21 protein-coding genes are annotated in these 23,545 nt (G+C 71.7%); 7 read left to right on the top strand and 14 right to left on the bottom strand.

The features are described 5' to 3' along the window. Positions 1 to 48: 48 nt before the first annotated feature. Positions 49 to 1,380 (bottom strand): MFS transporter, encoded by a 1,332-nt coding sequence (locus tag ABD912_RS13890; RefSeq protein WP_345151591.1) that lies wholly within the window; start codon positions 1,378 to 1,380, stop codon positions 49 to 51. A gap of 215 nt (positions 1,381 to 1,595) precedes the next feature. Beyond that, positions 1,596 to 2,795, bottom strand: coding sequence for a helix-turn-helix domain-containing protein (locus ABD912_RS13885; protein ID WP_345151588.1), 1,200 nt, complete (start codon positions 2,793 to 2,795; stop codon positions 1,596 to 1,598). A 143-nt stretch (positions 2,796 to 2,938) separates the two neighbouring features. Here ABD912_RS13885 and ABD912_RS13880 point away from each other — a divergent pair, with 143 nt between their 5' ends. From ABD912_RS13880 to ABD912_RS13865, 4 genes are read left to right on the top strand one after another with little or no spacing between them, the layout of a single operon-like run. After that, positions 2,939 to 4,624, top strand: coding sequence for an amidohydrolase (locus ABD912_RS13880; RefSeq protein WP_345151587.1), 1,686 nt, complete (start codon positions 2,939 to 2,941; stop codon positions 4,622 to 4,624). A 34-nt stretch (positions 4,625 to 4,658) separates the two neighbouring features. After that, a complete protein-coding gene (locus ABD912_RS13875; protein WP_345151585.1) occupies positions 4,659 to 5,930 on the top strand; it encodes a M20 family metallo-hydrolase in 1,272 nt (423 codons plus the stop codon). A 41-nt stretch (positions 5,931 to 5,971) separates the two neighbouring features. Then, positions 5,972 to 6,652 carry a YigZ family protein gene (locus ABD912_RS13870; RefSeq protein ID WP_345151583.1) on the top strand — a complete coding sequence of 227 codons (681 nt, stop codon included), beginning with the start codon at positions 5,972 to 5,974 and terminating at the stop codon, positions 6,650 to 6,652. Further along, complete coding sequence (locus tag ABD912_RS13865) at positions 6,634 to 7,815, top strand: class I SAM-dependent methyltransferase (protein ID WP_425548069.1); 1,182 nt, start codon at positions 6,634 to 6,636, stop codon at positions 7,813 to 7,815. The genes ABD912_RS13870 and ABD912_RS13865 overlap by 19 nt, the downstream gene beginning before the upstream one ends. Positions 7,816 to 7,835: 20 nt before the next feature. Here ABD912_RS13865 and ABD912_RS13860 read toward each other — a convergent pair whose 3' ends face one another. After that, positions 7,836 to 8,627 (bottom strand): M15 family metallopeptidase, encoded by a 792-nt coding sequence (locus tag ABD912_RS13860; protein WP_345151578.1) that lies wholly within the window; start codon positions 8,625 to 8,627, stop codon positions 7,836 to 7,838. A gap of 191 nt (positions 8,628 to 8,818) precedes the next feature. Further along, a complete protein-coding gene (rpsA, locus tag ABD912_RS13855; protein WP_345151576.1) occupies positions 8,819 to 10,285 on the bottom strand; it encodes a 30S ribosomal protein S1 in 1,467 nt (488 codons plus the stop codon). A gap of 242 nt (positions 10,286 to 10,527) precedes the next feature. Between rpsA and ABD912_RS13850 the strand changes: the two genes are divergently transcribed. Continuing rightward, positions 10,528 to 11,325: an ABC transporter permease gene (locus ABD912_RS13850; RefSeq protein ID WP_345151574.1), complete on the top strand. Its 798-nt coding sequence runs from the start codon at positions 10,528 to 10,530 to the stop codon at positions 11,323 to 11,325. On the opposite strand, the gene polA is transcribed toward ABD912_RS13850, so the two are convergent. After that, a complete protein-coding gene (gene polA / locus ABD912_RS13845) occupies positions 11,322 to 13,952 on the bottom strand; it encodes a DNA polymerase I (protein ID WP_345151983.1) in 2,631 nt (876 codons plus the stop codon). The two genes, ABD912_RS13850 and polA, sit on opposite strands and share 4 nt — an antisense overlap. An 82-nt stretch (positions 13,953 to 14,034) precedes the next feature. Between polA and ABD912_RS13840 the strand changes: the two genes are divergently transcribed. Continuing rightward, on the top strand, positions 14,035 to 14,544 hold the full coding sequence (locus ABD912_RS13840) for a hotdog fold thioesterase (protein WP_345151573.1): 510 nt from the start codon (positions 14,035 to 14,037) through the stop codon (positions 14,542 to 14,544). 17 nt (positions 14,545 to 14,561) lie between these two features. Here ABD912_RS13840 and ABD912_RS13835 read toward each other — a convergent pair whose 3' ends face one another. The 4 genes from ABD912_RS13835 to ABD912_RS13820 form a co-directional block, all read right to left on the bottom strand. After that, on the bottom strand, positions 14,562 to 15,128 hold the full coding sequence (locus ABD912_RS13835) for a dihydrofolate reductase family protein (RefSeq protein WP_345151572.1): 567 nt from the start codon (positions 15,126 to 15,128) through the stop codon (positions 14,562 to 14,564). An 82-nt stretch (positions 15,129 to 15,210) separates the two neighbouring features. Then, positions 15,211 to 15,453 (bottom strand): hypothetical protein, encoded by a 243-nt coding sequence (locus ABD912_RS13830; RefSeq protein ID WP_345151570.1) that lies wholly within the window; start codon positions 15,451 to 15,453, stop codon positions 15,211 to 15,213. Further along, positions 15,450 to 16,820: an inorganic phosphate transporter gene (locus ABD912_RS13825; protein ID WP_345151569.1), complete on the bottom strand. Its 1,371-nt coding sequence runs from the start codon at positions 16,818 to 16,820 to the stop codon at positions 15,450 to 15,452. Before ABD912_RS13825 ends, ABD912_RS13830 begins: the two co-directional genes overlap by 4 nt. A 171-nt stretch (positions 16,821 to 16,991) precedes the next feature. Continuing rightward, positions 16,992 to 17,849, bottom strand: a complete 858-nt coding sequence (locus tag ABD912_RS13820; protein ID WP_345151568.1) for a hypothetical protein — start codon at positions 17,847 to 17,849, stop codon at positions 16,992 to 16,994. 115 nt (positions 17,850 to 17,964) lie between these two features. Between ABD912_RS13820 and ABD912_RS13815 the strand changes: the two genes are divergently transcribed. Continuing rightward, entirely contained in the window at positions 17,965 to 18,765 is an 801-nt protein-coding gene (locus tag ABD912_RS13815) for a 4'-phosphopantetheinyl transferase family protein (RefSeq protein WP_345151567.1), read from the top strand. Between the two features lie 38 nt (positions 18,766 to 18,803). Here ABD912_RS13815 and ABD912_RS13810 read toward each other — a convergent pair whose 3' ends face one another. The 5 genes from ABD912_RS13810 to ABD912_RS13790 are packed head-to-tail and all read right to left on the bottom strand — an operon-like array spanning position 18,804 to position 23,532. Continuing rightward, the gene (locus ABD912_RS13810; protein ID WP_345151566.1) at positions 18,804 to 19,919 is read right to left on the bottom strand and encodes a FecCD family ABC transporter permease; all 1,116 of its coding nucleotides are present in this window, start codon (positions 19,917 to 19,919) and stop codon (positions 18,804 to 18,806) included. Next, positions 19,916 to 20,974 (bottom strand): FecCD family ABC transporter permease, encoded by a 1,059-nt coding sequence (locus tag ABD912_RS13805; protein WP_345151565.1) that lies wholly within the window; start codon positions 20,972 to 20,974, stop codon positions 19,916 to 19,918. The genes ABD912_RS13810 and ABD912_RS13805 overlap by 4 nt, the downstream gene beginning before the upstream one ends. A 43-nt stretch (positions 20,975 to 21,017) precedes the next feature. Beyond that, complete coding sequence (locus tag ABD912_RS13800) at positions 21,018 to 21,887, bottom strand: siderophore-interacting protein (RefSeq protein ID WP_345151562.1); 870 nt, start codon at positions 21,885 to 21,887, stop codon at positions 21,018 to 21,020. Beyond that, positions 21,887 to 23,341 carry an MFS transporter gene (locus tag ABD912_RS13795; protein WP_345151561.1) on the bottom strand — a complete coding sequence of 485 codons (1,455 nt, stop codon included), beginning with the start codon at positions 23,339 to 23,341 and terminating at the stop codon, positions 21,887 to 21,889. The genes ABD912_RS13800 and ABD912_RS13795 overlap by 1 nt, the downstream gene beginning before the upstream one ends. After that, a complete protein-coding gene (locus ABD912_RS13790) occupies positions 23,338 to 23,532 on the bottom strand; it encodes an MbtH family protein (RefSeq protein ID WP_345151559.1) in 195 nt (64 codons plus the stop codon). Before ABD912_RS13790 ends, ABD912_RS13795 begins: the two co-directional genes overlap by 4 nt. Between the last annotated feature and the right edge of the window lie 13 nt (positions 23,533 to 23,545).

Here is a 23,545-nt window from a genome sequence, read left to right as displayed (position 1 = left end):
CGGAGGGACCGCGGGCGCTGCCCGCGGTCCCTCCGGAAGAAGGGGTGCCTAGCTGTCGGCGACCAGCTGCTTGTCCTGGACGCGCAGGCGCTCGCCGAGGATGCCGCCGAGGGCGGTCAGCAGCGAGATGACCACGAGGATCAGCGCCGCGCCCCAGGAGGCGTTGCCGGAGACGCCGAGCATGGCGGTGGCCAGCATCGGCATGAAGCCGCTGGTTGCGCCGGCGATGTTGTAGCCGAGGGCCACGCCGGAGTAGCGCAGCTTCGGCGGGAACAGTTCGGTCAGCAGGGCGCCGTTGACGGCGTAGGCGACGGCGATGAGCACGATGCCGAGCGTGATGGCCAGGGTGATCATCAGCGGGGACTTCGTGTCGATCATGGCGAAGATCGGGAAGGCCAGGAGGGCGCTGAGGATGCCGCCCCACATGGTGACCTTGCCCGGGCCGATCTTTTCGGCCAGGCGTCCCATGAAGATGGTGACGATGATCTGGGCGACGGCGGCGACCAGGGTGGCGTTGACCATGACGGAGCGCTCCACGCCGAGGGTGTTGGAGCCGTAGCTGACCACGAAGGTGGTGATCATGTAGAAGCCGCCGACGCCGAGCAGTGCGGCGAGCACGGCAACCATCAGGCGGCCGCCGGCATTGCGGAACACCTCGAACGCAGGCACCTTGACGGTGTCTTCCTGGGCCAGCAGGTCCTTGAAGATCGGGGACTCCTCCACCTTCAGGCGGATCCAGAGCGCGACGAGCAGCATCGGAATGGCCAGCAGGAAGGGAATGCGCCAGCCCCAGGCGTCGAAGGACTCGGAGGGCAGCAGCAGGACCAGGGTGAAGGCGGTGGAAGCCAGCAGCGTGGCCACGGGCGAACCGACCTGGACCAGTGCGGCGTAGCGGCCGCGCTTGTCGGCCGGAGCGTGCTCGACGGCCATGGTGACCGCGCCGCCCCATTCGCCGCCGACGGCCAGGCCCTGGACCAGGCGCAGCACGGCCAGCAGGATCGGCGCGGCCAGGCCGATGGTGGCGAAGTCCGGAAGCAGGCCGATCAGGGCGGTGGCCACGCCGATCATCACGATGGTGATCAGCAGCGCCGGGCGGCGGCCGTACCGGTCCCCGACGTAGCCGAAGATGATGGCGCCGAGCGGGCGGGCCGCGAAGCCGACGCCGAAGGTGGCGAACGATGCCAGCAGGGCCGCGGTCGGGTTCAGGTCGGTGAAGAACAGCCGGTTGAACACCAGGGCCGCCGCGGTGCCGAAGAGGTAGTAGTCGTACCACTCCAGCGCGGTGCCCACGAACGCCGCCCGGGCGATCTTGCCCGCATCGCTGCCACTGACTCGGGGGGCGCCGGCGGGTGCGCCCGGCGGGTTGAGCGAGGTTGTCACGGTGGTGCCTTTCAAAAGTGCATGGGGTCAAAAGCGCAGGGGCCTGCTGTGCCGGCGGGGAACGGAGCCGACGGTCCGGCAAGCCGGGAGGGGGCCGGGCAGTGCGCTGCCGCGGGCCTCGGTGGTGTCCCCATGAGCCTATTCAGGTGACAATGCCCTCAACAATGGCGATTTCACCTCGAATGTTCGCCCTCGATTGGGCAAATGCTCATTTTCTAGCCGTTTTCCCCGTAACCGCTCAACACCACGAGCGCGAGGGCGGCCTGGTCAGGGACCGTTAGATCCAGCCCGATTTCCTCCTTCAGGGAATGCAGGCGGTTCACCACGGTGTTCCGGTGACAGTACAGCTCCTGGGCCGTCTGCTTGATCGACCCGGTGCGCGCGTAGCTGCGCGCCACGTCCAGCAGGCGCTGGCGTTCGTGCTCGGTGCAGTGGTCCAGGGCATCGGTCACGGACGTGGCATAGCCGGGCAGGGATTCCTCCAGCAGCGCGCCCGCCACCCGCCGCCACGTCGTGCCGACCGTGGCCAGCCCGCTGCCGGGGCGCCGGTGTTCCAGCAGCGTGCGTGCGGTCGCCGCGGCGCGGGGCACCTCCGCCAATTCCCCGATGCGGCCGACGTACCCCGCATCGAAGGCCGGCGGACGGGCTTCCCACGAGGTGTCCTGGCGCCACTCCCGGAAAATGACCATGGTGCCGTCCAGTTCGTAGAAGTGGATCCGGCGGTCGTGGAGGAGGCTTCGCTGCGCCGCCTCGGAGGCGTCCGGGCCCACGGCCAGCAGTTCGAAGCGGCGCACGGTGGCCAGCCCTAGCGCCTGGGCGATCCCGGCGGCGCCGTCCGGACCCGTGTCCCCCGCGAACAACCGGGCCATCAGCCGCTGCCGGTACAGCTGCTTGTCCCGCGCCAGCAACGCCTCCTCCTCGACGAATGCCTGCTGGATGTTGGTGACGTAGCCTTCGACGGTGTCCAGCAGCCGGTCCATGTTGGCGACCAGCAGGCCCGCGGAATCCTCGCCCGCAACGCGTTCGAGCCCCTTCCACAGCACGCGGAAATCGTGCCGGACGGCCTCGAGGAAGGCCCCGATCGGAACCCCCTGTTGCGCACGCCGTGCCGCCACCTCCCGCGGCAGTTCGCGCAGCTTCGGCGGCAGCTCCCGGTCGGCCAACTGGAACAGGAACATCTCCATGGTGTCGGCCGCCACCTGGCGCACGTCCTCGGGCGGAACGTCGATGCTGCCGTAGGACACGGTGGAAAAGCGCTGCAGGAAGTCATCGACGAGCGCGTCGCGCTCGCTCCACAGGCGTTCGATCAGCCCGTACCATCCGGCCTGCCCGGAAGCGCCCTGCGCGTTGGGGAGTGAGGCGGCCTGGAGGTGCGGGCGCGCGGCTGAGGGAAGGGACGGGGAGTGCTGGGCCATCCCCCCATTTTATGCAAACGCCCACGATTCGGCGAAAAATCGGCGTGGTTTGTCCATTGAGGAGGATATTTCACCAGTGTTGACTAGGGAGGACGGACCTTGCGTCCGGCACCCACGCGCCCCCAACCCGTTCGAAGAGAGCCATGCACGTCGACCTGCTGATCGAAAACGCCACCATCCTGACCCAGGACCCAGCCCGGCCGGTGGCGCGGAACCTGCTCGTCCACGGGGGGCGGATCCTGGCCGTCGACGCCGATCCCGGACTCGTCAGTCCCCGCAGGACCATCGACGCCGGCGGGGCCACCCTCACGCCCGGCTTCATCGACGCCCACGCCCACAGCGTCTGGTTCGGCCTGACCCTCATGGAAACCGATCTCGGGGCGGTCCGTTCCCTTCAGGAGGTGTACGACGCCGTGGCCGCCGCCTCGCGCGGCGCCGGCCCCGACGAGTGGATCGTCGCCTCGGGGTTCAGCCCGCTGCTGCTCGGCGGGCTCCAGCCCGACCGGGACCGCCTCGATCAGGCATCGGCCGGCCGGCCCGTCTGGATCAAGCACTCCTCGGGCCACGCCTGCACCCTCAACGGTGCCGCCCTGGAGCTGGTGGCCCGCGGTGCGGACCTGGCCGCCCCGGTCGACGGCGGGCTGGTCGCCGTGGATGCCCAGGGCCGCCCCACCGGGCTGCTGGAGGAGAACGCCATGCGTCTGGTCCAGGACCTGATGCTCCCCTATCCCCAGGAAACGATCGAGCAGGCCCTGGGGCTCGCCAGCCGCCACTACCTCTCCGAAGGCATCACCAGCGTCACCGATGCGGGCATCGCCGGCGGCTGGATCGGGCATTCCCGCCGGGAGTTCGCCGCCTACCAGTCCGCCCGGGACAAGGGGCTGCTGGAGGTGCGCATGCAGCCGATGATGGTGCTCGACACCCTGCACCCGGTGGCCGGCCACGCGGACGATCCCGCCGTGCGCACCCTCGACGGGGGCATCCGGTCCGGCCTCGGGGACGAGTGGCTGCACCTGGGCCCGGTGAAGATCTTCACCGACGGGTCCCTGCTGGGCGCCACCGCCTACATGACCGAGGAGTACGTGGGCTGCCCGCACCAGCACGGGTACCTGCAGATGGACCCCGAAGAGCTGCGCTCCGCCGCGCTGGAGGCCTACCGGGCCGGCTGGTCGCTGGCCCTGCACGCGATCGGCGACCACGCCGTCGAGCACGCCATCGACATCATCACCGAGGCGCAGGACGCCCACGGCCGGCGCCGCATGCCGAACCGGATCGAACACGGCGGGGTGGTCAGGCCCGAACAGCTGGACCGCATCGCCGAGGCCGGGATCGTGCTGGTCCCGCAGCCGAGGTTCATCACCGAATTCGGGGACGGGATGGCTGGCCTGCTGGGCCCCGAACGCGTCGAGCTGTCCTACCCCGCCCGCAGCGTGCTCGACCGCGGCGCCGTCCTGCCCGGCAGCTCCGACCGGCCGGTGGCCGGCGGGCGGCCCCTGGACGTCATGCAGGCGTTCGCCGAGCGGCTCACCCCGTCCGGCGCCGTCTACGGGGCGGCCGAACGCATCACCCCCGCGCAGGCCCTGGCCGCCTACACCACCGGCTCCGCCGCCGCCACCGGCACCGCGGACCACAAGGGCATGCTGGCCCCCGGGTACGTGGCCGACATCGTGTTCCTCTCGGCCGACCCCACCGCCGTGCCGGCCTCCGCGCTCGGCTCCATCGACGTGCTCGCCACCATGGTCGGGGGCACCCTGCGCTACGGAGCGGAACGTTTTTCCGCCGAGCTGCGCTTTCCCTCCGAAGAGGGCCTTCCCGCCGTCGCCCGCTAACCCCTCCTTTTCGAACCGCCACAGAAGGACCCCCATGGACACCCAGATGACCCCCGCCACCGACTTCCTGCAGGACTTCGCCGAGATGTCCCGCCACGGGGCCACCCCCGGAGGCGGGGTCGACCGCCAGGCCGCCACCCCGGAGGACCACGCCACCCGGGCCTGGTTCGGGGACTGGCTGGCCCGCCACGGACTGGCCGAGGCCGTGGACGGCATCGGCAACCAGTTCGGCTGCGTGACCCTGCGCCCCGGAGCCCCGTACGTCCTGGTCGGATCGCACTTGGATTCGCAGCCGCTGGCCGGCCGCTATGACGGCGCCTACGGCGTCCTGGCCGCCGCCCACGCCGTTGCGGCCGTCGCCGCGGAGGCCGGGAACGGGGACCTGGAGCCCCGATACAACCTGGCCGTCGTCAACTGGTTCAACGAGGAAGGCAGCCGCTTCACGCCCAGTATGATGGGCAGCTCCGTCTTCACCGGGAAGCTGGACCTGGAACGGGCCTTGGCCACCACGGATGCGCAGGGCACCAGCGTCGCCGCGGCCCTCGCCTCCGGAACCGCCCCCGAATCCGAAACCCGGCCCGCCGGCGCGGAGACGGCGCCCGGCTTGGCCGAGGTCGCCCGCTACGCCGAAATCCACGTCGAGCAGGGCCGCGTGCTGGAGGAGACGGGCACCCAGATCGGCCTCGTCGACCGCACCTGGGCCGCCGCCAAGTACCGGGTGACGGTCCGCGGCGCGCAGTCCCATACGGGCTCCACGCGGATGCACGAACGCCGCGATGCGCTCTACGGGGCGGCCCTGGTCATTGCCGGGGTGCGCGAACTCACGGAGGAATTCGATCCGGGGCTCCTGCACACCTCGGTCTCCGAGCTCTACGTGCTGCCCAACTCGCCGGTCACGATCGCCCGCGAAGCCACGATGAACGTTGACCTCCGCTCCCCCGACGAATCCGTGCTGGCCCGCGCCATGGACCGCCTGGAGGCCCTGGTCCGCACCGCCGGGGAACGCTCCGCGACCGACGCCAAGCTGGAGCCCACCCACCGGTGGGGCCTGCTCTCCTACCAGCCCGAGGGCGTGGAACTGGCCCGGCGCAGCGCCGAGGGGCTCGGCCTCAGCCACCGCCGCGTCATGACCGTGGCCGGGCACGACTCCACCAACATGAAGGACGTCGTGCCGACGGTGATGCTGTTCGTGCCCAGCGTGGACGGGATCTCCCACAACGAGGCCGAGTACACCCGCGACGAGGACGCCCTGCGCGGCGTGGAGCTGCTCACCGACGTCGTCCGCCGGCTGTGCCGCGGGGAATGAGGCGGCGGGAATGAGGCCTCTCGCCCGCTAGGCTTGGAGGCGTGAATTCCGCCGAGGCGTCCGCCGCCACCAGCTACGCCACCGTCGACGGCGACCACCGGCACGAGCTCGAGATCAAGCGCTCACGCTTCATCACCTACCTGCGCCGGGTGGAGACCGAGGAGGCGGCGCGCGGCCTGGTCGCCGAGCTGCGCAAAACCCACTTCGATGCCCGCCACCACTGCAGCGCGTTCATCCTGGGCCCCGACCGGTCCGTGCAGCGCAGCAACGACGACGGCGAGCCGTCCGGCACCGCGGGCCTGCCCATGCTGGACGCGCTGGCCAAGCGCGAAACCGCCCCCGGGACCGCTGACCTGTCCGACGTCGTCGCCGTCGTGGTGCGCTACTTCGGCGGCATCCTGCTGGGCGCCGGCGGCCTGGTGCGCGCCTACTCCGAATCCGTGTCCGCGGCGCTGGACACGGCTCCCCTGCTGCGCCGCCAACGCATGCGCCTGTACGGCGTGGGGGCCGGCTACGCGGATGCGGGCCGGCTCGAAAACGAGTTGCGGACCGCCGGGACCGAGGTCCTCGGCACCGGCTACGGCCCCACCGAGGCGACGCTCAAGGTGGCGCTGCGGGACAGCCCGGAGGCGTCGCGGGAGTTCGCCGAACGGCTCGCGGCGCTGACCGCCGGCACATCCACCGCCGTCGACCTCGGAACCGAATGGGTGGACCTGCGGTGAGCGGCCCGGGAATCGACTACGCGCAGCTGCGGCGCTGGCCGGACGTGGAGGCGGAGAACCTTTTCGCCCACGACGCCGGGGATCCGCTCCTGCTGGAGACGGCCCTTGCCGCCGGGCTGCCCGCGGGACGGGAGATCGTGGTGGTCAACGACCACTACGGGGCGCTGACGCTGGGACTGGCCGCGCACGGGGCCACGGGCCTGCGGGTGCACCAGGATGCCCTCTCCGGGGAGCGGGCCATCGATGCCAATGCCGCGCGGCTCGGGCCCGAACTGGGGCTGGACCTGTCCGGAGCGTACCGGCACCTGCCGCTGGGGCCGGAACTGTTCGAGGGCGCCACGCTGGTGCTGCTGCAACTGCCGCGCTCGCTGGACGCGCTGGACGAGATCGCCTGGCACGCGGCACGGTGGGCGGACCCGCGGGTGCGCCTGCTGGCCGTGGGCCGGGTGAAGCACATGGGCCTGGCCATGAACGAGGTCCTGGGCCGCAGCTTCGCCACCGTCACCGCCGGGCTGGCCCGGCAGAAGTCCCGGGTGCTGGCAGCGTCGCTGCCGCGCGGCAGCGCCCCGGACGGTTCTGAGCTCCCCCCGGCGCGTTTCCCGCTGCGGGCGCACCACAGCGTCGCCGGGACCTCACTGGAATTGCGCGCCTTCGGTGCGACGTTCGGCGGGCCGAAGCTGGACCCCGGCACGCGGTTCCTGCTGGAGCACCTGGACGGGCTGCCCGCCGCGGGCGAGGCCGTTGACCTGGGCTGCGGCAACGGGACGATTGCCGCGTTCGTGGCCCTGGCGCGTCCCGGACTGCGCGTCCTGGCGTGCGACCAGTCGGCTTCCGCCGTCGCCTCCACCGCCGCGACCGCCGCGGCGAACGGCGTCGCGGACCGGGTCACCGCGGTGCGGGACGACGCGCTGTCCGCCCTGGCCGACGGCTCGAAGGACCTGGTGCTGCTCAATCCACCCTTCCACATGGGCAACACCGTGCACGCGGGCATCGCGCTGAAGCTGTTTGCCGACGCGGGGCGGGTGCTGGCCCCGGGCGGAGAGCTGTGGTGCGTCTGGAACTCGCACCTGCGCTACCGGCCGCAGCTGGCCAGGCTGGTGGGATCCACCCGGCAGGTGGCCCGCAACGCGAAGTTCACCGTGACGGTCTCGACGAAGCCGTAGCCGCCCACACCGCGCGCCTTTCAGGGACCGAAGTAGTACGCCTCGAGGGTCTTGAGTTTCTGGGCCTTCATGGCCTTGGAGATGGTCTTGCCCACGTAGCGGTAGTGCCAGGGTTCGTAGGCGTATCCGGTGGTCTTCTCCTTGCCCTTGGGGTAGCGCAGGATGAAGCCGTACTTGTAGGCGTTCTTCGCCAGCCACTTGGCCTCCCGCGTGGCGGCGAAGGAGCCGGCCAGCTGGCCGCGGCCGCTGGCGGCACCGAGGTCCAGCGCGAGGCCGGTCTGGTGTTCCGACTTGCCCGGCCGTGCCGAGATCCTGTCGGCGTAGGCCTTCCCGTACAGCCGCGTGTACTGGGCGTACAACTGCTTCTGCCGGGCGTACGAGCGGTAGGCGGAGACCACCCTGAAGCGGATCCCGTCCTTGCCGGCGGCCGCTGCCATCTTCCGGTAGGCAGCCGCCGCTTCGGGGCGCAGCCTGAAGGAGGTTCCCTTGATGGTCGTCAGTTTCGGGACGTAGGTGGCCGGCTTGAGCGGACGGCTCTTGTTGACCAGCACTCCAAGGCTCCGCACCGAGGCGGGCGGCCGCCGCACCGTGGACGTGGCCGCCCCCACCTCGGGAACGGTGCCCGCGGAAACGGGCCCCACCGCCACAGTTGCCGTCCACGCCGCCGGCACGGAAGCGGGAACTCCGGAAACGGGACCCGCCGCCAGCGCCGGGGGCGCCCCCGGAAGGGCCGGTGGGGCGGGGATCCCGCCCAGGCACAGGAACACCGCCGCCGCGACGGCGGCACCTCGGATGGCCAGACGATTCCCCACGGCTCCCCCTCCCGTTGGGCACAGGATAGGTCCGGCGCACCGGCGGGGCCAGAGTTGGACGGGCCCGGCGGCCGCTGCCGGAGAAGACGCGCGGCAACGCGAAGGGCCCCGCACCGTTTCCGGTGCGGGGCCCTTCGTGGATCAGCTTGAGGCTAGCCCTGGGCGGGCCGCCTCAATCCGACGTTGGCGACTTAGGCGCCGGTCAGCTTCTCGCGCAGTGCGGCGAGGGCCTCGTCGGAAGCCAGCGTGCCCTGCTCCACGGCCGGGGCCTCGGAGGAGTAGCTGGTGGAAGCGGACTCTCCGGCACCGGACTCGGCGGCGGCGTCGTCTTCGACCGCCTTGGCGACCTGCTTCTTGTGCGCCTCCCAGCGGGCCTGGGCGTTCGCGTACTGCTGCTCCCAAGCGGCGCGCTGGGTCTCGAAGCCCTCGAGCCACTCGTTGGACTCCGGGTCGAAGCCCTCCGGGTACTTGTAGTTGCCCTCTTCGTCGTACTCGGCAGCCATGCCGTAGAGCGCCGGGTCGAACTCGGTGCCCTCCGGGTCGACGCCCTCATTGGCCTGCTTCAGGGACAGCGAGATGCGGCGGCGCTCCAGGTCGATGTCGATGACCTTGACGAACAGCTCGTCGCCAACGGAGACAACCTGCTCGGCCAGCTCGACGTGGCGCACGGCCAGCTCGGAGATGTGCACGAGGCCCTCGATGCCGTCCTCGACACGAACGAACGCACCGAACGGAACCAGCTTGGTGACCTTACCCGGAACAACCTGGCCCAGCGCGTGGGTGCGGGCGAAGGTCTGCCACGGATCTTCCTGGGTGGCCTTGAGGGACAGGGACACGCGCTCGCGGTCCAGGTCCACCTCGAGCACCTCGACGGTGACTTCCTGGCCAACCTCGACAACCTCGGACGGGTGGTCGATGTGCTTCCAGGACAGCTCGGAGACGTGGACCAGGCCGTCGACGCCGCCGAGGTCCACGAACGCACCGAAGTTGACGATGGAGGAGACAACGCCCGGACGGACCTGGCCCTTCTCCAGCTTGTTGAGGAAGGTGGAGCGGACCTCGGACTGGGTCTGCTCGAGCCAGGCACGGCGGGACAGCACAACGTTGTTGCGGTTCTTGTCCAGCTCGATGATCTTGGCTTCGATTTCCTGGCCGATGTACGGGGCCAGGTCGCGCACGCGGCGCATCTCGACGAGGGAAGCCGGCAGGAAGCCGCGCAGGCCGATGTCCAGGATCAGGCCGCCCTTGACCACCTCGATGACGGTGCCGGTGACGACGCCGTCCTCTTCCTTGATCTTCTCGATGTCGCCCCACGCACGCTCGTACTGCGCACGCTTCTTGGACAGGATCAGACGGCCTTCCTTGTCCTCCTTGGTGAGGACGAGGGCCTCGACGTTGTCGCCGACGGCGACGACGTCGCCCGGGTCAACATCGTGCTTGATGGAAAGCTCGCGGGAGGGGATGACACCTTCGGTCTTGTAACCGATGTCGAGCAGAACTTCGTCGCGGTCGACCTTGACGACGACGCCTTCGACCAGGTCACCATCGTTGAAGTACTTGATGGTGGCGTCGACGGCTGCGAGGAAGTCTTCAGCGGTACCGATGTCGTTGATGGCGACCTGCGGGGTACCGGTCTTCTCGTTGGAGGTGATGGTCATGTAGAAGGGGCTCCGATGTGGATAGTTAGCTCAGTCGGGCAGCCGGAAGTCCCGGCATTTTCCGAAATTGGTTCTTGTTGGCGCGCCCCACCGCGCGCGCAAAAGCACGCAGGAAACGCGTTCCTAGTCTAAAGCCCCATACGCAATCCGGTCAAAAAGCGCAATCGGGCAAAAAGCCCGGCTTGGAGCGCCCCGCGGTTGCCGGCGCCGACGCAAAGCTGGGCCGGTGCAAAGATGGTCCGGTGTCGGATCAATCCACGTTGCTGAATCTGGGCCCCGCCGTCTGGCTCCTGCTGGCACTCCTGCTGGCCGTCGCGTCCGTGGTGGCCCGCCAGGCGCTCGGGATGCCTGCCCGGCGGCTGTGGTTCGCCGGCGCCCGCGCCCTGCTGCAGCTGGCCGTGGTCGCCGGGGCCGTGGCCTCGCTCAGCCGATCCGCCGCGCTGTCCGCCGCATTCCTGCTGCTCATGCTGCTGGTCGCTGCCTGGACCGCGGCGCGCCGGATCGGCGCGGCCCCGCACATCACGGCGCTGCCGATCCTGGCCGGGGTGGTCCCCGTCGCAGGGCTGATGCTCGCCACCGGGGTGCTGCCCGTCCAGCCGCTGGCCTGGCTGGCGGTGTGCGGACAGCTGATCGGGGGCGCCATGACCGCCGTCAACCTGGCCGGGCGCCGGATCGGGGCGGAGCTCAGGGTGCGCCGCGGCGAGGTGGAGGCCGGCCTGGCGCTGGGCCTGCCGCCGCAGGCGGCCCGGGCACTGGTCGCCCGCCCGGTCGCCCACGAGGCGCTGCTGCCGGCGTTGGACCAGACCCGCACGGTGGGCACGGTGACCCTCCCCGGCGCGTTCGTGGGCCTGGTCCTGGGCGGTGCCCCGCCGCTGGAGGCGGGCGTGGTTCAGCTGGTGGTGCTCGTCTCGCTGCTGGCCGTCGAGGCCATCGCCGTGGCGGTGCTGGCGCGGCTGGCCGAGGCGGGCCACTTGGAGCAGCCCCTTGCCCCCTACCCGCGTCCCGGCCGGCCGCGGGTAGGGGGCCGCGCCCGGGGCTAGTGGCCGGCGTCCTGCCAGCTGCGGCCCAGGCCCACCTGCACGTCCAGCGGGACCCGCAGGTCGGCGGCGCCTCCCATGGACTTGCGCACCAGCGCCTCCAGGGCCTCGGCCTCGCCGGGGGCGACCTCGAAGACCAGTTCGTCGTGGACCTGCAGCAGCATCCGCGACGCGAGCCCGGCCTCGGCCATGGCGGCGTCGACGTCGAGCATGGCCTTCTTGATGATGTCCGCGGCCGAACCCTGGATGGGGGCGTTCAGCGCCGCCCGCTCGGCCATGTCCCGCAGCTGGCGGTTGTCGCTGGCCAGCTCCGGCAGGTAGCGGCGGCGGCCATCGATGGTGGAGGTGAAGCCGTCCACGCGGGCCTGCTCGACGACGGAGCGCAGGTAGTCGCGCACCGCGCCGAAGCGGGCGAAGTAGTCCTTCATCAGCGTGCGGGCCTCGTCCACGGGGATGTTCAGCTGCTTCGAGAGGCCGAAGGAGCTCAGCCCGTAGGCGAGGCCGTAGGACATGGCCTTGACCTTGGAGCGCATGTCGGCGGTGACGTCCGCCGGGTCCACGTTGAAGACGCGCGAACCGACGAAGCGGTGCAAGTCCTCGCCGTCGAGGTAGGCCTGGACCAGCGACTCGTCGCCGGACAGGTGGGCCATGATGCGCATTTCGATCTGCGAGTAGTCCGCGGTGAGCAGGGTCTCGTAGCCTTCCCCGACGGTGAAGACCGAGCGGATGCGCCGGCCCTCCTCGCTGCGCACCGGAATGTTCTGCAGGTTCGGGTTCAGCGAAGACAGACGGCCGGTGGCCGCGACGGTCTGCGCGTAGGTGGTGTGGATGCGCCCGTCCTCGGCGACGGCCTTGCGCAACCCCTCCACGGTCTGGCGCAGCTTGGAGGCGTCGCGGTAGGTCATCAGGTGGACCAGGAACGGGTGCTGGGTCTTGGCCAGCAGGTCGGCCAGGGAGTCGGCGTCGGTGGTGTACCCGGTCTTGATCTTCTTGGTCTTGGGCAGGCCCAACTCGTCGAAGAGGACCACCTGCAGCTGCTTGGGCGAGCCCAGGTTCACCTCGTGGCCGATCGCCGCGTAGGCCTCGGCGGTGGCGGCATCGATGGTGCGGGTGAAGTCGGCCAGCAGCTCGTCGAGCTTGTCCGTGTCCACGGCGATGCCGGTGCGCTCCATCTTGGCCAGCACCACGGACAGCGGCAGCTCCATGTCAGCCAGCAGGGTCAGGGAGCCGCGTTCGAGGACCTGCCCGGCCAGGTGCCCCGAGAGCAGGCGCACCACGTGGGCGGCGCGCACGGCCGGGGAGGCGACGTCCTCGCCGCCCAGGTCCAGGGCGAGCTGGCCGGTGTCGGCGGGACCGGTGGCCTCGAGCGGGATGCGCAGGTGGTATTGGGCGATGTCCGCCAGCTCATGGCTGCGCCGGTCCGGCTGGATGAGGTAGGCGGAGATCATGGTGTCGTCCTCGACGCCGCGCAGTTCGATCCCGCGCTCCAGCAGCAGCTTGTAGGCGGCCTTGAAATCGTGGACGGCCTTCTTGTGGTCGGCGGAGCCGAGGATGCGCGCGAGTTCGGCCTCGGTGTCCGCGTCGGCGGCCTCCAGGTCCGCGTACGCGGCGGCGCCCTCGGTCGCGAAGGCGACGCCGACGGCGTCGTTCCCGGCCGGACCGGCCACGGTGCGCAGGTGCAGGCCGAAGGTGTGCCCGCCGTTGGCGGCGAACCAGTCGCGGACGGCCGCCGCCGAATCCAGCAGCACGTGGGCCGGGACCTCCTCGGTCTCCGGGGCCTCCGCCTCCTCCTCGCCGAACAGGTCGAAGAGGCGCTTGCGCAGGGTGTTGAACTGCAGGGCGTCGAAGAGTTCCTCGACGGCGTCGCGGTTGGGCCGCTCGAGCTCCAGGGCCTCCAGGGTGACCGGAAGCTCCAGGTCGCGCAGCAGGTGGTTGAGGCGGCGGTTGCGCCGGACGTCCTCGACGTGCTCGCGCAGGGAGTCCCCGACCTTGCCCTTGATCGCGTCGAGGTTCTCCAGGATGCCCTCGAGGCCGCCGTACAGGTTGATCCACTTGGCCGCGGTCTTGGGTCCGACGCCGGGCACGCCGGGCAGGTTGTCGGCGGTTTCGCCGACCAGCGCGGCCAGGTCCGAGTAGTGCTCCGGGCGCACGAAGTACTTGGCCTCCACCGCGTCCCCGTCCATCGGCGGGATGTCGGAGACGCCCTTCTTGGGGTAGAGGACGGTGGTCTTGCCGGTGATCAGCTGGAACGCGTCGCGGTCCCCCGAGACGACGACGACCTCCCAGCCGGCCGCCTCGCCGCGCGCGGCGAGGGTGGCGATGATGTCGTCCGCCTCGTACCCGTCCTTGGTGAGGGTCGGGATGTTCATGGCCTCCATGACCTTCTGGATGAGGTCGATCTGGCCGTAGAACTCCTCGGGGGTCTTGTTCCGGCCCGCCTTGTATTCCGTGTATTCCTCGGAGCGGAAGGTCGGGGTGTCCAGGTCGAAGGCCACGCCCACGTGCGTGGGCGACTGGTCCTGGATCATGCGGATGAGCATGGAAACGAAGCCGTAGACCGCGTTGGTGTGCTGGCCGGTGTCGGTCGCGAAGTTCTCCGCGGGCAGGGCGTAGAAGGCGCGGAAGGCCATGGAATGCCCGTCGATGACAAGAAGGCGCGGGGACTCGGCGTCGTTTTTGGTTGTAGAGCTCACGGGTGCCAGCCTAGTTGGCATGACGGACAATTTCACGCGGGCCACGGGCCCGCAGACGCACGGCGCCGGCGCGGCCGCCCCCGACGCCGGCCATCCCTTCCTGGAGCAGCTGGTGGCGCACGGAGTTCCGGAGGACATGCACGAGCGCTTCGCGGCCCACGGCGTGGGCACCCTGGTGGAGAAGCTCGGGATCGTGTTCAGGGAAATCTCGGTGGAGCGCGTGGTGGCCACCATGCCGGTGGAGGGCAACCAGCAGGTGGCCGGGATCCTGCACGGCGGCGCGTCCGTCGCGCTGGCGGAGACGCTGGGTTCCTTTGCCGCGGCCGCGCACGGCGGCAGGAACCGCCGCCCGGTCGGGGTGGACATCAACGCCACGCACCACCGCCCCGGACTCTCCGGCCTGGTCACCGGCACCTGCACGCCGATCCACCTGGGGCTCACGCTGACCACCCACGAGATCGTGATCACCAACGAGGACGGCAAGCGCGTCTGCACGGCGCGCATCACCAACATGCTGCTGCAGAAGTAGGCCCGTCCGGGCCCGCCCTATCCCCGGGGCGGGTCGGCGGCTGGCTGCTTGACGACGTCGTAGCGCGTCTCGCGGACGCCGCTCCCGTAGTCCCGGGAGGAGGTCACCTCCAGGCGCAGCGGGGTGGCCGTCGCGAGGAGCTGCCGGCCGCCGCCGAGCACCACGGGCATGCTGAAGAGGATGATCTCGTCCAGCAGGCCGGCGTCGGCGAATTCCCCGGCGACGTGCCCGCCGCCGACCACCCACACGTCCTTCTCCCCCGCGTCCGCGGCGATGTCCTGCACCCACTCGGCAAGGTCGCCGCGGATGAACGTCAGGTCAGCGCCGGGCCAGTCGGGCAGTTCGTGGTTCGTCAGGACCCAGGTGGGCAGGCCGGGATACGGCCACTGGCCCGGGGCGTGGGTGTGCATCCACGCGTAGGTGTCGCGCCCCATGACCAGGGCGCCGATGCCCGCCAGGAACTCCTCGTAGGATTCCTTGTGCCCGTCGAAGCCGTCGAAGGACAACAGCCAGTCGAGTTGGTTGTTCCTGTCGGCGATGTAGCCATCGACCGACGCTGCCACGTAGTACCGGAAGCGTGCCATGGCGCACATCCTAGCGGCCGGCGCGGCGAAGCGGCACCGCCTGAGGGAATGCCGGCGGCCTGGTGGCCGGGCATCGAGGAAGTCAGCCGACCCCGAGTATGGTTTTGCTCAGCGCCGGCACGATCAGGACGATCCCGAACACGACCACCAGGGCGCACAGCCCGAAGCAGGCGTACGCGCCGGAGCGGGCCAGGGCCCGCGACCGGCCGTCGTCCTCGGCGACGGCCATCAGCCGCACCGCCAGGGAGTAGAGGGCCACCAGCGCCAGGGCGGAGACCCAGGTGGTGCCGGCAACGATCAGGAACGCGTCCCACTTGATGCTCATCGGGCGTTCTCTTCCGTCTCGTTGGTCTCGCCGGCCGCGCGGACGGCGGGCTCCTGCGCCACCGGTACCGGCGGCGGTCCCGCGGGTTGCACGGCCGCCTGTTCGGAGGCCGGGCCGATGGCCTGTTCGGCGGGTTCGGGATTCGTGCCGGCGGCCGCGGCCTGCTGCGCCTCGAGTTGCTTCCTCTTGGCGCGGGCGGCCTTGCGGCGTTCCTTCTTGGACGGGATGGCGACGGCCAGGCCGGCCCCGTCGACGTCGCTGATGGCGTTGTGGTGGCCCACCAGTTCGCGGCGGGAGAGCCACCAGATGACCAGCAGGGATCCGGCGCCCAGGACGGTCACCACGATCAGGCCGATGGTGCCCAGGTGGGCCAGTGCCGCGGCCAGGCCACCGACGAGGCCGGCGGCCGGCAGCGTGAACAGCCAGCCAAGCGCGATGCGCCCGGCGGTGCCCCAGCGGACCTCCGCCCCCTTTCGGCCCAGGCCGGAACCGATCACGGAACCGGAGGCGACCTGGGTGGTGGACAGCGCGAATCCGAGGTGGGAGGAGGCGAGGATGGCGGCGGCCGTGCTGGTTTCGGCGGAGAAGCCCTGGGCGGGCTTCACTTCGGTCAGGCCGGAGCCCATGGTGCGGATGATGCGCCAGCCGCCGGTGTAGGTGCCGAGGGCAATGGCGATGGCGCAGCTGGTGATCACCCACAGGTGCGGGCCGGTGCCGGAGGTCTGCAGGCCGGCGGCGACCAGAGTCAGCGTGATCACGCCCATGGTCTTCTGCGCGTCGTTGGTGCCGTGCGCCAGGGCCACCAGGGAGGAGGAGAAGATCTGCCCGTAGCGGAAGCCGCCGCGCTTGGGGGATGAAACTCCGGAGGGGCGCTTGGTGATCCAGTAGGCCAGCTTGGTGCACAGGTACGCCGAGAGCCCGGCGATGAGTGGCGCAAAGACGGCCGGGAGCAGCACCTTTGAGGTCAGCACGGCGTAGTCGATCGCCCCGAAGCCGGCGCCGACGATGGCGGCGCCGATCAGGCCGCCGAAGAGGGCGTGGGAGGAGCTGGAGGGCAGGCCCAGCAGCCAGGTGAGCATGTTCCACACCACCGCGCCCATGAGGCCGGCATAGATCAGCTCGGGGGTGATGGCCACCCCGCCTTCGCCTTCATTGATCAGGCCGCCGGAGATGGTCTTGGCGACTTCCGTGGAAAGGAACGCGCCCACCAGGTTCAGCACCGCGGCCAGCGCCACGGCCGTCTTGGGCTTGATGGCTCCGGTGGCGATGGGGGTCGCCATGGCGTTGGCGGTGTCGTGGAAACCGTTGGTGAAGTCAAAGAACAATGCGAGTCCGATGACGAGGACGACGATCAGCGTCAGGTCCATCAAGCAACCAATCTTGAAAGCGTGCGGGGGCAAGGGCCGGAAAGAGGGTGCCGCCGGAGGCTTGCCTGCGGACCCTCGTCCGCCATCTGGAATTCACCGCGGCGCAAGACAATCTTAAGGTGTGTCGGGGCGCAGTCAACTTGGCGCCTCCGCCCCCGGAACCGCCCCCTTTCAGCGGCTGTATTCGATCCGCACCGAGCCGTCGTCGGGCAGCACCACCACGGCGCCGTTCCGCGGCGTCCACCCGTCGTGCAGGAAAAACAGGCGCTGTTCGCTGACCAATGCCAGCCGCAGCCCCTTGTAGCGGTAGAGCGGGTTGGCCTCCGTGCCCACGGTGTCCTCCGTGATCTCGGGAGGGCCCAGGTCCAGCGGCACCGTGCTGTAGATCACGGCCCGCGGCAGCTCTTCGACGTGTTGCTCCCGGTCCAGGGCCAGGCGCCGGCCCACGGCCTCGGCGTGGTCCTGGGCGCCCCACAGCAGCAACAGCAGGATCAGCGCGAACAGCACGGCGCCCTCGGCCACGCGCTGCTCGAACGTCATCGGCTTTCTCCGCTCCCCCTCCGCCAGCCGGTGCAGCCGCAGCGCCCAGGCGGCCAGCAGCACGCCCAGGGCCACGGCGTAGGGGGCGTAGAGGGTGGCCCGCACCGGCTGGATGAGCACGACCAGCAGCGCCGCGGCGGCGATCACGACGCCGGCGAGGCCAACGCCCCTCAGGATTCGGCGCAGTGCGGGCGGGGCGCCGGAAGGGCCGATCCTGCGGACCACCCAGCGGTCCACTCCCAGGCAGCCGAGCCCGAGGGCGAACAGGATGATCAGCGGGACGAAGAGGTGGTTGACGCCGACGTGGAGGTAGTCCTGGGCGTTGTACCCGAACAGGGCCACGTCGAGTCCCATTTCCCGGGCCTCGGCGTCGGCCTTGACCCACCCGAAGTAGATCAGGACCGAACCGATCACGGTGACCGGGGGGCCCACGAGGCCCACGGCGGTCATCAGGCGCGACTTGTGCGGGCCGGGCTCCAACACCGGCATCACGGCCACCTCCCGGATCCGGACCGGGCGCTGGCCGGCGCCCGCGGCGATCTTGCCACTAAGGTAACGCAGATCACGGCCTCGGGCCCCCTCCCGAAGCACTTAGGATGGCCCCGTGACGTCCAATCCCCGCCCGGCCACCATCCGCTATGCGTTCGCCGCCCCCGCCGAGGTCCGCACCGCGGTGGCGGCGCTGGGCGGCTACGCGGCGGTGCTGGGCGCCGAGGCCGGGAGGGCTGCGGGGCTGCGGGTGGAGGAGGACGCCGAGGCGCTGCTGGCCTCGCGGGCGCTGCTGCGCCTGCTGGCCGCGCACGTGCACACCGGGTCCGCCGCCTCCGCCGCCCTGGTGAAAATCACCCGCCGCTGCAGCGACTGCGGTGCAACGGACCACGGCAAGCCGGAGGCAGACGGCGCCGCGGTGTCGCTCTCGCGCACGCGCACCCTGGTGATGGCCGCCGTCGGGCCGGCCGGCACGGTGCTGGGCATCGACGTCGAACGGACCGCCGGGCCCGAGCGCACCGGCCTCTTCGACGGCTTCGACGCCCTGGTTCTCTCCCCCGCCGAACGCGGGCTGCTGGCGGCCGCTACCGCCCCTGACCTGCTGCGGATGGCCGCATGGACGGCCAAGGAGGCGGTGCTCAAGGCCACCGGGGACGGGCTGCGGGTCGAACCCCACCGGCTGACCGTGCTGGATCCTGCCTTGGCGGAACACTCTGCCCTGGCGGGGCCGGCCGGGGCCCTCCAACTGCCTGACGGCACCTTCCCCGTCTCGGCCCCCACCCTGCCGGCGGCCGGGGCCGTGCGGGTGCGCTGGGTCGACGCCGGCTCCGCGCACCTGGCGGCCATCGCCTCCGCCCCGGCACTGCCGGTCCTTGAGGTGGCGCTGGCGGAGCTGGCGCTCCCCGGCGCCGGGTAGCGCGTCCCCGCCCTCCGTTCCGGCGGCTCCGCTTCCGCTCAGCGCCGCCGGGAGAGGGCGAGCAGCACCCAGACCAGGAACGGCGCCCCGGCGATCGAGGTCACCAGGCCCACGGGCAGCACCACCGGGAAGAGGTTCTTGCCGACCAGGTCCGCCAGCAGCATCAGCACGGCGCCCGTCAACGCGGCGGAGGCCGGATCCTCCTGGGCGGTGCGGAAAAGCCGCAGGGCCAGCTGCGGGGCGACGAAGGCCACGAATCCCACCGGTCCGGCGACGGCGGTGGCCGCACCGGCCACCACGACGGCCAGCCCCAGCAGCGCCAGGACCGCCGGCCGCACCCGCAGCCCGAGCCCGGCGGCGAGTTCGTCGCCGAGCGCCAGCACGGGCAGCCAGCGGGCCCCCAGCACCACGCAGCCGGCCCCGGCCACGGCCGCCACGGCGGCGCTGGGGCCCAGCAGGTCCCAGGTGGCCTGGTTCAGGCTGCCGGTGAGCCAGACCAGCGCGCTGGCCAGGTCCGGCAGCTCGGCCCGCAGCAGCAGCCAGCTCACCGCCGCCCCGAGGCCGGCGTTGACTCCCAACCCCACCAGCACCAGCCGGGTTCCGGTGAAGCCGCCCCCGGAACCACCCCGCCAGGCGAACAGGAGCACCAGCGCGCCGGCGGCCAGGGCGCCGATCCCCGCGGCCAGCGGCAGCCGCCAGGGTCCCAGCAGCAGGAGCGCGGGAAAGCCGGCCGCTCCCACGATGGAGGCGACGGCGCCGAGCCCGGCGCCGGCGGTCACCCCGATGATGTCGGGGCTGGCCAGCACGTTGCGCAGCACCGCCTGGGTGACGGCCCCGGCCATGCCGAGGGCGGCGCCGATCAGGACGGCCGCGGCGGTGCGCGGCCCCCGCAGCTCCTGGACCAGGAACATCGTCCTGGCATCCGCGGTCCCGGTGGCCACCGCCCACCACTGGGCGGGGTCCGGGGCCAGCCCGAGCGCGCCGGCGGACAGTACCAGCAGCAGGGAGCCCAGCAGGACCCACGCCAGCGCGCGGCGCCACGGGCCGGAGTCCAGGACACGCAAGGCCCTGCCGCGGGCGATCCCGCCTCCTGGCCCTGCGGACGGGGATGCGGACTGGGATGCGGGCGGGGAGGCCGCCGTCGTCGTCCTCACGGGGTGGCGTCCTTCCGCCCGCGCGCGATCCAGATGAACAGCGGCGCGCCCACGATGGAGAGCACGATCCCGACGCTGAGCTCCGAACTGGGCAGCACCAGGCGGCCTGCGGTGTCCGCCAGCAGCATCAGGGCGGCCCCGAGCAGGCCGGAGAGCACCACGGCGGGCACCATCTTCCCGCGCGCCAGCCGGAGGGCCAGGTGCGGGGCGGCCAGTCCCAGGAAGGCGATCGACCCGACCGCGGCGGTTGCGGCCCCGGCGACCAGCACGACGGCGGCCAGCCCCGTGGCGCGGTCCAGCGCCACGTTGCGCCCCAGGGCGGTGGCGACGTCGTCGCCCAGGGCCAGCGCGTCCAGGGCGGGGGTGTTGAGCGCGGCCAGGCCCAGGCCCAGCAGCAGCCACGGCGCGATGTCGGCCAGGACGGAGGTGTCGCGGCCGGACAGCGAGCCGACCGTCCAGTAGCGGAAGCCGTCCATGGTGGCCTTGTCCAGCAGGACGACGGCGCTGGTGACCGAGTTCAGCACCCCGGTGACGATCGCCCCGGCCAGGACCAGGCCGGTGGCCGGAGCGAGGGTGCGCAGGCGGGAAGCCAGCCCCAGGACGATGCCCCCGGCCAGCACGGCGCCGGCGAGCGCCAGCCACACGTATTCGGACGGGGAGCTCCAGCGCAGCACGGAGAGCGAGACCACGACGCCGCAGGCGGCTCCGGCGGTGACGCCGAGCAGGCCGGGGTCGGCGAGCGGGTTGCGGGTGTGGGCCTGGCAGAGTGCGCCGGCCAGGCCCAGGGCCAGTCCGCAAACGAGTCCCAGCAGGGTGCGCGGCAGGCGCAAGTCCAGGACCGCGGCGGTGGCCTCGGGCACGCCGGCGGCCCCCCACCCGAAGGGAAGGTCCAGGCCGGAGGCCAGGCGCAGCCCCGCGGCCACATGGCGCACGACGTCGGCCGGCGGCACCGGCTGGGAGCCGGCGAAGACGCTGGCCGCGACGGCGGCCAGCAGCACCGCCGCGACGGCCGGGACCGTGGCGCGCCCCGGTCCCGGTCCACGTCCCGGAGGCACGGGCCGCGGCTGTGCCTGTCCCTGTGCCTTCGGCAAGGTGGTGCTAGCCCGCACTGTCCTCGTCCCCGTCGTGGTGGTGGTCGTGGTCGGCGCGGCCGCGGCGCCAGTAGCCGTCGACGTCGTGGTCGTCGCGGTCCAGGCCGGCTTCGTGCCTCAGGTAGCGGCGCAGCGGCTTGATGGAGAGCGACTCGCCGGCGACCCAGACGAACCCGTCGCCGGCGGGCAGGTCGACGCCGCGCACGGCGCGCTCGAGCAGGTCGGTGGTGCCCGGGGCGGCGTCGCCGCGGTGCAGCCAGGTGACCTCGACGTTCGCGGGGCTGTCCAGGGGGATCTCGTCCTTCGCGTCCTGCACCTCGACGAAGGCCAGGACGCGGGCCTCGGGGCGGAGGGTGGAGACCCAGCGGGCCAGCGCGGGCAGCGCGGTCTCGTCCGCGGCGAGCACGTACCAGTCGAAGACGTCCTTGACGCGGAAGGACCCGCGCGGGCCGAGCATCGCGACCTCGTCGCCCGGGCGGGCGGTGCCGGCCCAGCGTCCGGCGACGCCGTGGTCGTGGAGCACGAAGTCCAGTTCGATCCAGCGTTCGGCGGCGTTGGCGTGGCGGATGGTGTAGTCGCGGCTGGTCAGGGCGCGGCCCCCGGTCCAGCGGTCGTCGGCGACCTCCGGCAGCACCGGATTGCCTTCCGGGTCGCGGTCGAAGAAGACCTTCACGTGGTCTTCCGGGGCGACGGTGCGCAGCGAGGCGAAGTCCTCGCCGGTGAAGCGGATGCGTACCATGCGCTCGCTGATCCGGGTCACGGTCTCCACCCGGGCGCGGCGGGCCACCAGGGGGTGGGTGTAGGTGGCGTTCTTGGCGTTCTCGGTGTCCGGCAGGACGGCTTCCCCGGTAAGGGGATCGTGGGTGGTGGCTCTCATCAGGCTTCCTGGGTGGTGGTAGTGGTGCGGGCAAGGGTGGCCGAGGCGGCCGCGTCGCCGGCATTGTCGCGGGCGGCTTCGTTGGAGCCATTTTCGGTGTGGCCGGTGTCGCCGTGCTCGACGTCGTCGTGGCCCGGCGCGTCGTGCTCCATCGTGTCGGCGGCGCCTTCGAGGCGGCGCAGCTCGGGGGTGGTGGCGTAGACGGCGACGGTGAGGACCGCGGCGGCGGCTCCGCCGAGGGCGATCGCCCCGCCGGGTCCGGCGAGGCGGGCCAGCAGGGAGAGCAGCGGCCCGCCGAGGGTGTCCCCGACGGTGCCTTGGGCGCTCCACACCGCGCCGACGCGGCCGAGCAGCCGGTCGGGGGTTTCGCGGGCGATGATGCTGTAGCGGAAGATCTCGGCCAGCACGTCCCCGACGCCGGTCAGCGCCATCGCCGCGACGGCGAGCGCCATGGATCCGGAGATGCCCAGCATCAGCACGCCGAGGCTGGCGACCACCAGGATCACGGTCAGCACGCGCCCCACCCTGCGGACCCGCCCGGTCCAGCCGCTGGCCACGGTGGCGGCGAGGGCTCCGACCGCCGGGGCGGAGTAGAGCAGGCCGGTGGCTTCGGGGCCGATGCCCAGCTGGCGTTCGGCGAATTCGGGGATGAGCACGTGCGGGGAGGCGCAGAGCAGCTGGATGAAGCCCAGCAGCATCACGGCTCCGACGGCGCGGTGGCGCACCACGAAGACCAGGCCCTCGCGGGTGTCCGTCCACGCGGTGCGCGCCGCTCCGGCGAGCCCGGCCAGCAGGCCCGCGGGCGCCGCCTCGCGGTTCCCGCCGCCGTCGTTTTCCTCAACGCCGGGCTCCAGGGCGGGCAGCCGCCACAGCAGCGCCAGGCTGGCCAGGCAGGCCACGACCACCCAGACGTAGAGCCAGCCCGGCCCGACGGCGGCATAGAGCAGCCCGCCCAGCGCCGGGGAGAAGACCATGCCCAGGTCCAGGCTGATGGCCATCAGCGCGGCGGTGGCGGGCAACTGGTGTTCCTGCACGGTGGAGGGCACGGCGGCCGAGAGCGCGGTGGTGCTCACCCCGCCGGCCACCCCGTCGATCACCGCGCACAGGTAGAACACCCACAGCGCCGGTTCGGGCATGAAGGCGTTGGCGGCGAGGATCGCGAAGCCGAGCACGGCGGCGGCGCGGGCGGCCAGGATGACCCGGCGGCGGTCCCGGCGGTCGGCCACCAGTCCGCCGGCGAGCGCGCCGCCCAGCCCGGCGATGCCCAGGACGGTGTTCACCATGGCGACCTGCAGCGAGTCCCCGGTCAGCCCGTAGACCTGCAGGGGCAGGGCCACGGCCATGACGCCGATGCCGGCGATGGAGACGGTGCGCGCCCAGAACAGCAGGGCGAACGGGCGGCTGGTGCGCAGCGGGGACAGGTCCAGCGCGTGCCGGCGGAGCCAGCGGATCACCGGGCGGCGTCCCGCGGGGTGATGTCGGTCCAGTGCTGCTCGACGTAGACGTTGGCCTCGTCCAGGGTGCCGGGGCCGAACACGGTGTCCCAGCCGGCGGGGACCTCGGCGAAGTCGGGCCAGAGGCTGTGCTGGCCGCGGGCGTTGGCCAGGACAAGGAAGCTGCCGTCGGTGCGGTCGAAGGGGTTCATGGTGTTTCTCCTG

Origin of the sequence: Arthrobacter ginkgonis (genome assembly GCF_039540195.1) — a bacterium.
Classification (GTDB): Bacteria; Actinomycetota; Actinomycetes; order Actinomycetales; family Micrococcaceae; genus Zafaria; species Zafaria ginkgonis.
This window is presented reverse-complemented; position numbering and strand designations above follow the sequence as displayed.

Excerpts from the sequence above, each read along its gene's own strand:
- ABD912_RS13885 (WP_345151588.1), bottom strand. The coding sequence starts at position 2,795 with ATGGCCCAGCACTCCCCGTCCCTTCCCTCAGCCGCGCGCCCGCACCTC.
- ABD912_RS13880 (WP_345151587.1), top strand. The coding sequence starts at position 2,939 with ATGCACGTCGACCTGCTGATCGAAAACGCCACCATCCTGACCCAGGAC.
- ABD912_RS13875 (WP_345151585.1), top strand. The coding sequence starts at position 4,659 with ATGGACACCCAGATGACCCCCGCCACCGACTTCCTGCAGGACTTCGCC.
- ABD912_RS13865 (WP_425548069.1), top strand. The coding sequence starts at position 6,634 with ATGGGTGGACCTGCGGTGAGCGGCCCGGGAATCGACTACGCGCAGCTG.
- rpsA (WP_345151576.1), bottom strand. The coding sequence starts at position 10,285 with ATGACCATCACCTCCAACGAGAAGACCGGTACCCCGCAGGTCGCCATC.
- polA (WP_345151983.1), bottom strand. The coding sequence starts at position 13,952 with ATGGCCTTCCGCGCCTTCTACGCCCTGCCCGCGGAGAACTTCGCGACC.
- ABD912_RS13840 (WP_345151573.1), top strand. The coding sequence starts at position 14,035 with ATGACGGACAATTTCACGCGGGCCACGGGCCCGCAGACGCACGGCGCC.
- ABD912_RS13835 (WP_345151572.1), bottom strand. The coding sequence starts at position 15,128 with ATGGCACGCTTCCGGTACTACGTGGCAGCGTCGGTCGATGGCTACATC.
- ABD912_RS13830 (WP_345151570.1), bottom strand. The coding sequence starts at position 15,453 with ATGAGCATCAAGTGGGACGCGTTCCTGATCGTTGCCGGCACCACCTGG.
- ABD912_RS13825 (WP_345151569.1), bottom strand. The coding sequence starts at position 16,820 with ATGGACCTGACGCTGATCGTCGTCCTCGTCATCGGACTCGCATTGTTC.
- ABD912_RS13820 (WP_345151568.1), bottom strand. The coding sequence starts at position 17,849 with ATGCCGGTGTTGGAGCCCGGCCCGCACAAGTCGCGCCTGATGACCGCC.
- ABD912_RS13800 (WP_345151562.1), bottom strand. The coding sequence starts at position 21,887 with ATGAGAGCCACCACCCACGATCCCCTTACCGGGGAAGCCGTCCTGCCG.
- ABD912_RS13790 (WP_345151559.1), bottom strand. The coding sequence starts at position 23,532 with ATGAACCCCTTCGACCGCACCGACGGCAGCTTCCTTGTCCTGGCCAAC.